The organism is Sphingobacterium sp. UBA7253 (assembly GCF_002472745.1).
Classification (GTDB): domain Bacteria; phylum Bacteroidota; class Bacteroidia; order Sphingobacteriales; family Sphingobacteriaceae; genus Sphingobacterium; species Sphingobacterium siyangense.
The window spans coordinates 1-7,813 of the sequence record NZ_DKSP01000205.1; the positions used below are offsets into that span (position 1 = coordinate 1).

At 42.8% G+C, this 7,813-nt stretch carries 8 protein-coding genes; 7 read left to right on the top strand and 1 reads right to left on the bottom strand.

The window, feature by feature from the left end; translation table 11 throughout:
* The first annotated feature begins 527 nt into the window (after positions 1-527).
* On the top strand, positions 528-1,079 hold the full coding sequence (locus tag B2X72_RS20985; RefSeq protein WP_088162850.1) for a dihydrofolate reductase family protein: 552 nt from the start codon (positions 528-530) through the stop codon (positions 1,077-1,079).
* Positions 1,069-1,602 (top strand): MepB family protein, encoded by a 534-nt coding sequence (locus B2X72_RS20990; protein ID WP_286851352.1) that lies wholly within the window; start codon positions 1,069-1,071, stop codon positions 1,600-1,602. Before B2X72_RS20985 ends, B2X72_RS20990 begins: the two co-directional genes overlap by 11 nt.
* Here the strand turns inward: B2X72_RS20990 and B2X72_RS20995 are convergent.
* The gene (locus B2X72_RS20995) at positions 1,599-3,083 is read right to left on the bottom strand and encodes a PLP-dependent aminotransferase family protein (RefSeq protein WP_286851353.1); all 1,485 of its coding nucleotides are present in this window, start codon (positions 3,081-3,083) and stop codon (positions 1,599-1,601) included. The genes B2X72_RS20990 and B2X72_RS20995 overlap by 4 nt on opposite strands.
* Positions 3,084-3,227: 144 nt before the next feature.
* Here B2X72_RS20995 and bioB point away from each other — a divergent pair, with 144 nt between their 5' ends.
* The 5 genes from bioB to B2X72_RS21020 all read left to right on the top strand — a co-directional run.
* Entirely contained in the window at positions 3,228-4,307 is a 1,080-nt protein-coding gene (gene bioB / locus B2X72_RS21000) for a biotin synthase BioB (RefSeq protein ID WP_286851354.1), read from the top strand.
* A gap of 23 nt (positions 4,308-4,330) precedes the next feature.
* Entirely contained in the window at positions 4,331-5,632 is a 1,302-nt protein-coding gene (bioA, locus tag B2X72_RS21005) for an adenosylmethionine--8-amino-7-oxononanoate transaminase (protein ID WP_286851355.1), read from the top strand.
* On the top strand, positions 5,629-6,789 hold the full coding sequence (locus B2X72_RS21010) for an 8-amino-7-oxononanoate synthase (protein WP_286851357.1): 1,161 nt from the start codon (positions 5,629-5,631) through the stop codon (positions 6,787-6,789). Before bioA ends, B2X72_RS21010 begins: the two co-directional genes overlap by 4 nt.
* Entirely contained in the window at positions 6,786-7,484 is a 699-nt protein-coding gene (locus B2X72_RS21015; protein ID WP_286851358.1) for a pimeloyl-ACP methyl esterase BioG family protein, read from the top strand. The genes B2X72_RS21010 and B2X72_RS21015 overlap by 4 nt, the downstream gene beginning before the upstream one ends.
* A 5-nt stretch (positions 7,485-7,489) precedes the next feature.
* The coding region (locus tag B2X72_RS21020) for a methyltransferase domain-containing protein (protein WP_286851359.1) at positions 7,490-7,813 on the top strand (324 nt) is incomplete at its 3' end.

Sequence of the window (7,813 nt, forward strand, 5' to 3'; positions counted from 1 at the left end):
ACGTTCTGATAATAGAATCTGCAACACAATTAAACAAACCCCTGTTTATGCCGGAAGAGTATTTTGATTTAAAAGAGTTTTTCAGCCGAATCATCCAGGCAGAAAAATTAGATGTTGTACTCAAAAAAATATAACAATATCGCTTAACACAAACTTCATTTTATATTGACGATTAGCTTAAATAAGGGTGATAACTTTGAATATCAAAAAAATAGTAAAATGATTAAAGATTCAGATTTATTCGAACTAGAGAATACCTTCCTTGGTGAAGGTTTCGAATTAGATGGTGATGATATTATCACCGATGAAGACTAGGTCTTCACTTTTTTAGCAAGTATTATTCCCCTTATATAATCTCAAAGCCCAGACATTCTTTGCTGGGCTTTTTCTTTGCTCCGTTCTTCACCAATTTGGCCAAAACTTATTATTTCCCTATCTTTATGTTATCCTGACAATCCGATATTGAGTTAACCCAGCTCCTATTTTACGGGAACACAAGCAACAGGTTTAAAACAAATAAAACACACATGAGAAAGATAATATTGGATCTGGCCATGACCCTAGATGGCTTTATTGAGGGTTCACAGGGAGAGGTTGACTGGTGTATTATGGATGATGACATGGATTTCGATGGCTTTTTGGCTTCGATCGATACCATCTTTTATGGCCGCGTGAGCTATGATGCCTGGGGTAATTTCCAGCCGCACGCTACGGCCGATGAAACAGAAATAAATCTTTGGAAAAATGTCCATGCGAAGAAAAAATATGTTTTTTCTAGTCAGGCAAGGCAAGATGAAAACGCTACTTTCATCCAGACTGACATCGCAAAACAAGTTCAGGAAATAAAAGCACAGCCCGGAAAGGATATTTGGCTATATGGTGGAGCGCGTCTAATTAAAACATTCATTCAAGCTAACCTTGTTGACGTCTATCGCATTTCCGTTCACCCTATTGCCCTGGGAAGTGGCAAGCCTTTATTCGAAAACTTACCTGAACGACTATCCCTAAAACTTGTTCAAAGCGTCACATTCAAATCGGGAGTTGTTCAGTTAATCTATACCCCCCAACATGAATCTTAACGATCAGGCAACCCCACAGATCGCTGATGATATGATCAGGAAAGTGATAGATCAACTCGAAAGCATACTTATGCTCCATTGCTCTAACCTATCACAAGATCAAACAGGTAGGGCCTATTATGGTGTTAATTTTCAACTGGGCAACAAACACTTCAAATTTAGAAAGGCCAAGATAACACCAAAAAAAGTAGGATTATTCGTTGCACTCTGGAAACGCAACACCGATGGCCAGACCATACCTTTTACTGCAGATGATCATTTCGATTATTATCTTATTTCGGTTGAACAGGAACAGCATTGCGGCCTATTTGTCTTTCCAAAACAGGCGTTAGTTGAACATACAATCCTCACAGCGGGTTCTCAAATGGGCAAACGCGGATTCCGTATTTATCCAGATTGGAGCATGCCAACGAACAAACAGGCTACCAAAAGTAAACAATGGCAGCACAGATACTTTGTGGATTTTCGTGGTCCCCACCAAGAAGCCAAAAACAAATTGACCCATATACTGCAAAGCAGCTAGTTGATTTTTTCAACCAAATCGGCATAAGCTGCACGCAACAAAGAAATTGCCGCCACCATACTTTGTTCGTCAAGATGAGCAAACCCCAACCGCAATGCAGTGACCGTTTTATTTTGATAAAGGCAATTACTCGGCAACAACAGTCCCTGCGACCGCACTTTCTCCTGCAAGGCTGTCAGCGAAACAACTGTATTAAACTGTATCCAAAAAGCCAGTCCCGAAGCCGGGACGTCAAATCTGATTTTATCTTCAAAATGCCGTAACAGCAATTGTGCAAACAATTCTTTTCGCTCTGCAATTGTTTTCTGAAATTTACGCTGATACCGAAAGATATCACCCTGGTGGATAATCTCGCCCAATGTCTTCTCGATCATAAAATTCGGCTTTCCGAAGATGTTCAAATACTTTTTTCCCTCTTCCAACAGATCCTGAGGTGCGATCAAAAAATTCATTTGGAAACCAGGGTCAAAGAAACTACCGAAAGCACCTGTATAAATCACACGGTTGCCGCCATTTTTCCGGAAAAGTGATTCGCCTTTCTCCTTAAAAAAGGAAGACTCAAAATCCACATCATCCTCAATAATGATAAAGTTATACTGCTCGGCCAACTGTAACAGTTGAATTTTCCTTCGCTCGGAAAGGTTAACCGTCGTTGGATACTGACACCTGGTATTGAGGTAAACACACCTGATTTCTCCGGGTCTAAATTGGTCTCCGATCTTATCTACAATCATCCCCTCCGCATCTACCGGAATGGTTTTTAGCTTGGCCCCAGCTTGACTAAAGATCATGTTAGGTAAAAAATAACTTAAATTTTCTACCAATACAATATCGTCGGGCCGGATCAATAATCGGGATAAAATTGAAAAAATTTGTTCGCGGCTAGCAATCGGCAACAAGAAATTCCGGGAAAGATGAAACCCTCTTGTTAAATTCAGATAATAGCTTAACTGGTCCCTAAAAAACAAATTTCCTTCAGTCGTCGTCGGAAAATCATCACTTTTCTTTTTCCGTTTCACCATGGATGCATAAAAACGCACCAGTTCCTCCGCTCCAATGACATTATAATCAGGTGTTCCATCCGTAAAATAGTACCTTTCGGGAACCTCTGAAATAGGCATATCCAATATGAGTTCCTTTCTAAAAAAGTAAGGTGCAAAATCAGGTGGCTGTCTAAATGCTTCAATCGCCGACCCGGAAGTACCGATAAGCTCAGGATTTTTCACAAAAGTCCCGCGATTAGCCAAAATTTTTACCCAGCCCTGTTCCTGCAATTCCGCTAAAGCGGCTACAATGGTTTTTCGGTGCACGTTCAGTTCTTCAGCAATCTTCCGGCTTCCGGGCAACAGATCTCCATCTTCCAATAGATTTCGCTTGACAGCATTGATAAATTGATAAACGATCTGTAGATAGATGGCATCTTCCTTACGGCGATCTATCTTAATAATGGAATGAAAACCTATACTAACCGGACTACTCATTATGTTTATTTCGGACTACCAAAGTTATCATTTAAACTATAATCTTTGCAATCATCATGAAAAAAATAATCGCATTGAATTACGAAATCCGAATGGTCATTAAGTAAAATAGATTTGATTTTAGCATAAAAACTTAGCATTAATATGGAAACAAAACCAAAATGGACGCAGGAAGAAGTTGTCGCTTTATACAACAAACCAATAATGGACCTGCTTTATGATGCGGCATCGATACATCGGAAATATCACGACCCGAACAAAGTACAAGTGTCCACATTGATATCAATAAAAACAGGTGGGTGCCCCGAAGACTGTGCCTATTGTCCCCAGGCCGCACGTTACCATACGAACGTAAAATCGGAAGGCTTGATGAGTGTAGAGCAGGTAAAAGAGCAGGCACTAGCGGCCAAAGCTGGAGGTAGCTCAAGGATCTGTATGGGGGCCGCCTGGCGCAATGTTAAAGATGGTCCTGAGTTTGACCATGTACTTGATATGGTCCGAACACTGAATAAACTTGACATGGAAGTCTGCTGCACGCTAGGAATGCTGACCGAAAACCAAGCACAACGCCTTTCAGAAGCTGGACTATACGCCTACAACCACAACCTCGATTCCTCTGCCGATTACTATAAGGAAATTATCTCGACCAGAAGCTATGATGATCGCCTTCAAACGATCGAAAATGTACGTAAAACAAACATTACTGTATGTAGTGGTGGTATTATTGGGATGGGAGAAAGTATAGACGACCGTGCCGCGATGTTGATCACACTTGCTTCCCTCATTCCACAACCCGAATCGGTACCGATCAATGCGCTCGTTCCTGTAAGCGGTACTCCAATGGAAGTCATGGAAACAGTTTCGATATGGGAAATGGTACGCATGGTCGCTACAGCCCGAATTTTATTGCCCACCACACAAGTTCGCCTTTCTGCAGGACGTACCAACATGAGTAAAGAAGAGCAAGCGTTATGCTTTTTCGCAGGAGCTAACTCGATTTTCTCAGGCGATAAACTCCTCACCACGCCCAATCCCGATGTCAATGAAGACATGGACATGTTTAAAACATTAGGTTTGGTGCCACAACAGCCATTCGAGAAAAAAAATCAACCCGAAACCATCGCAACTGAGATGGCGCATTACCATGATCTTGGTGAAAGACCAAAATGGTCAAGACCCGAACATAAAATCCAGCGCAACATCGCTAAGCAGCAAAACAAATAACAAAACTAATTCGGCAGACCATCATGGAACGAGAAGAAATCAACCAACACGACCTTATCGATGATTTTGATAAAGAGCATCTATGGCACCCGTATACCACCATGACAAATCCCTTACCTGCCTACAAGGTTAAACGGGCAGATGGTTGTATAATCGAGCTGGAAAATGGACAGCAGCTTATAGATGGTATGTCCTCTTGGTGGTGCGCCATCCATGGCTACAATCACCCCGTCCTTAACGCTGCGGTCACAACACAGCTCAGCAGCATGTCACACATGATGTTTGGTGGACTTACGCACGAACCAGCAATTGCTCTCGGTAAAATACTGCTTGACATCACCCCTACTTCACTCAACAAAATATTTTATGCCGATTCGGGTTCTGTTGCGGTAGAAGTTGCGCTTAAAATGGCTATTCAATACTGGGTCTCACAGAAAAAGACCAATAAGACAAACTTTGTCACGGTTCGTTCGGGGTACCATGGTGATACCTGGAACGCGATGTCGGTCTGTGACCCCATTACTGGCATGCACCGCATCTTTGACAATGCTTTACCCAAGCGCTATTTTGCCCCTGCCCCAAAAATAGGGTTTGAGCAAGAATGGGATGCCAATGACATCCAACCCTTGGCAGACCTGATCTGCTCACACAAGGATGAATTGGCCGCTCTCATCCTTGAACCTATCGTCCAGGGAGCCGGTGGCATGCGTTTTTACCATCCGGAGTACTTGCGTCAGGCAGCACACCTCTGCAAAGAAAATCAACTTCTTTTAATCTTTGATGAGATTGCTACCGGGTTTGGGCGCACGGGTAAGCTCTTTGCCTGGGAGCATGCCGGAATAGTGCCCGATATCATGTGTATCGGCAAAGCCTTGACCGGTGGCTATATGACGCTATCCGCCGTGATCACTTCAGATCATGTTGCGAATACAATCTCCAACGATACACCAGGTACGTTTATGCACGGTCCAACTTTTATGGCCAACCCTTTGGCTTGCGCTGTAGCCCACGCTTCCATCAAACTACTATTGGCAACGGACTGGAAAGCGAAAGTAACGTTAATCGAAGAACAATTGAGACGGGAACTTAGCGCTGCAACAGCGCTGCCCCAAGTCGAGGAGCTCAGAATTCTAGGTGCAATTGCAGTCATCGAGATGAAAAACTCCGTCGATCTATCCAGCATACAACAGCGGTTTATCGAAGAGGGAATTTGGGTAAGGCCATTCGGAAAACTGATTTATATCATGCCCCCTTTTATCATAAATGAAGGTGAGCTTCACAAGTTAACACAGGCATTGCTAGCCGTAATCAGCACAGTCCAATGATTGAAAACAGTCTAATCCAGCGCATTGAAGATGAATTATTTACCCTTGAAAAACATGGAAATAAACGAAAACTTCTCCTTATCACACAACAGGATAACACAGCACAGGAGCATGTTAAAGAGCATTACAACCTCTCATCGAACGACTATCTTGGACTTGCGACAGATCAGATACTTCGTCAAGAATTCCTAAACTCGGTGACAAAGGATAATGCTGTATTCAGCGCTTCCTCTTCGCGTCTACTCACAGGAAACCATGCACGCTATACGCAATTGGAAACAATGTTGTGCCAAATGTTTGGTACGGAGAGTGCATTGGTCTTTAACAGCGGCTATCATATGAATGTAGGCATACTTCCTGCAGTTTGTGATACGCAGACATTAATTCTCGCCGATAAGGGTGTCCACGCAAGCCTAATTGACGGCATCCGATTATCCAATGCGACCTGCTACAGGTACCGGCATTCCGATTATACGCACTTAACGCATTTATTGACAAAATATGCCCATCGCTTCACATGCATCATCATCGTCACAGAAAGTATTTTTAGCATGGATGGTGATTGCACGGACCTCAACTATCTGGTCAGTCTAAAACAACGTTTCCCCAATACCTTACTTTATGTCGATGAAGCTCACGCCGTAGGCGTACGCGGAATACAGGGACTTGGCTGCGCAGAAGAACAGCAATGTATTGCCGATATTGATTTCCTGACAGGCACTTTCGGAAAAGCTTTAGCATCGGTTGGTGGCTACCTGCTATGTAAGGAACCAATCCGAAATTATTTGATCAATAAGGCACGTACGCTACTTTTTACAACAGCGTTGCCACCAATCAATCTATTATGGACTGTGTTTATTTTGGAACACTTAAGTGACTTTACAGACCGGCGCCAACAGCTGCACAAAAATAGCCTATTGCTCAAACAGCACATAATTGGCAAAGGCTTTAATTGTCCGTCAGAGAGCCATATTCTACCGGTCATTATCGGTAATAACAAGGAAACTGTACTGAAAGCAGAAGACCTGCAGCGAAAGGGATTTTACGTGCTTCCCATACGCCCGCCCACAGTACCAGAAGGAACGTCAAGAATCCGAATTTCATTGACAGCAACAATGACATCGTCCATGATCAAACAACTCGCAGCAAGCTTATGATACTTAAAAGAATCACTCCTAAAAGGGTCACTCCCGTCGATAATTTGCCAAGGCAGCATCTTCAGGCAAAATCCAACGAAAAACTACTGTTATTCTTTGCAGGCTGGGGTATGGATGAACATCCTTTTTTGCACTATTCCCCAGTCGGCAAAGATCTCATTGTTGCCCATAGTTATACGGATTTACTGTTGGACACAAGTCTACTGGCAGGTTACCAGGAAATTGAGGTTTTCGCCTGGTCTATGGGGGTATGGGCGGCATCAATGGTACTGCCCGAACTTCAAAACAGCAATTACCCCATCAGCACATGTACTGCAATCAATGGAACACCATTTCCAATAGATGACGAAAAAGGAATTCCTAGCCAGTTATTTAAAGGAACATTGGATACACTGAGCAATAAAACGTTGGAAAAATTCAGATTACGCATGTGTGGTTCCAAGACCCTTTTTAACTACTTTCTTGAAAGAGCCCCCCAACGCGACATCGAAGACCTCCGTTCAGAGCTCATCGCGATTGAAAAAACAGCTGGTGCAAAATCAGCAGCGGCATTCCAATGGCATCAGATATATATAGGCAAAGAAGATCGAATCTTCAACTTAGAGAATCAAAAACTCGCCTGGCCCGGTACTGCATATACGATAATCGATGCTACTCATTATCCCGAACAATTATTTAAGCACCTTTTAAGATGATCATCATGATGGACAAACAAAGGATTAGATCCCGTTTCGCTAAAGCGGCATCTAACTATCAGTCGGCAGCGATCGCCCAATACGAAATAGCAAAAAAAATGATCAGGTTGATGCAGGAGAACATACAGCTAAGACCGCAAAAAGTATTGGAAATTGGCTGCGGAACAGGGCTTTTTTCGCGGTTAATCTTACAGCATATCAAACCAAAAAAAATGGTCTTAAATGATATCTGTCCAGAAATGATGCCCGAAGTAATGGATATTTTGACCTCGCCGCACACGTTCAGCTGTGCTGATGCAGAAACCTATGCTTTTCCCAAAGATATCGAT

Excerpts from the sequence above, each read along its gene's own strand:
- B2X72_RS20985 (WP_088162850.1), top strand. The coding sequence starts at position 528 with ATGAGAAAGATAATATTGGATCTGGCCATGACCCTAGATGGCTTTATT.
- B2X72_RS20990 (WP_286851352.1), top strand. The coding sequence starts at position 1,069 with ATGAATCTTAACGATCAGGCAACCCCACAGATCGCTGATGATATGATC.
- B2X72_RS20995 (WP_286851353.1), bottom strand. The coding sequence starts at position 3,083 with ATGAGTAGTCCGGTTAGTATAGGTTTTCATTCCATTATTAAGATAGAT.
- bioB (WP_286851354.1), top strand. The coding sequence starts at position 3,228 with ATGGAAACAAAACCAAAATGGACGCAGGAAGAAGTTGTCGCTTTATAC.
- bioA (WP_286851355.1), top strand. The coding sequence starts at position 4,331 with ATGGAACGAGAAGAAATCAACCAACACGACCTTATCGATGATTTTGAT.
- B2X72_RS21010 (WP_286851357.1), top strand. The coding sequence starts at position 5,629 with ATGATTGAAAACAGTCTAATCCAGCGCATTGAAGATGAATTATTTACC.
- B2X72_RS21015 (WP_286851358.1), top strand. The coding sequence starts at position 6,786 with ATGATACTTAAAAGAATCACTCCTAAAAGGGTCACTCCCGTCGATAAT.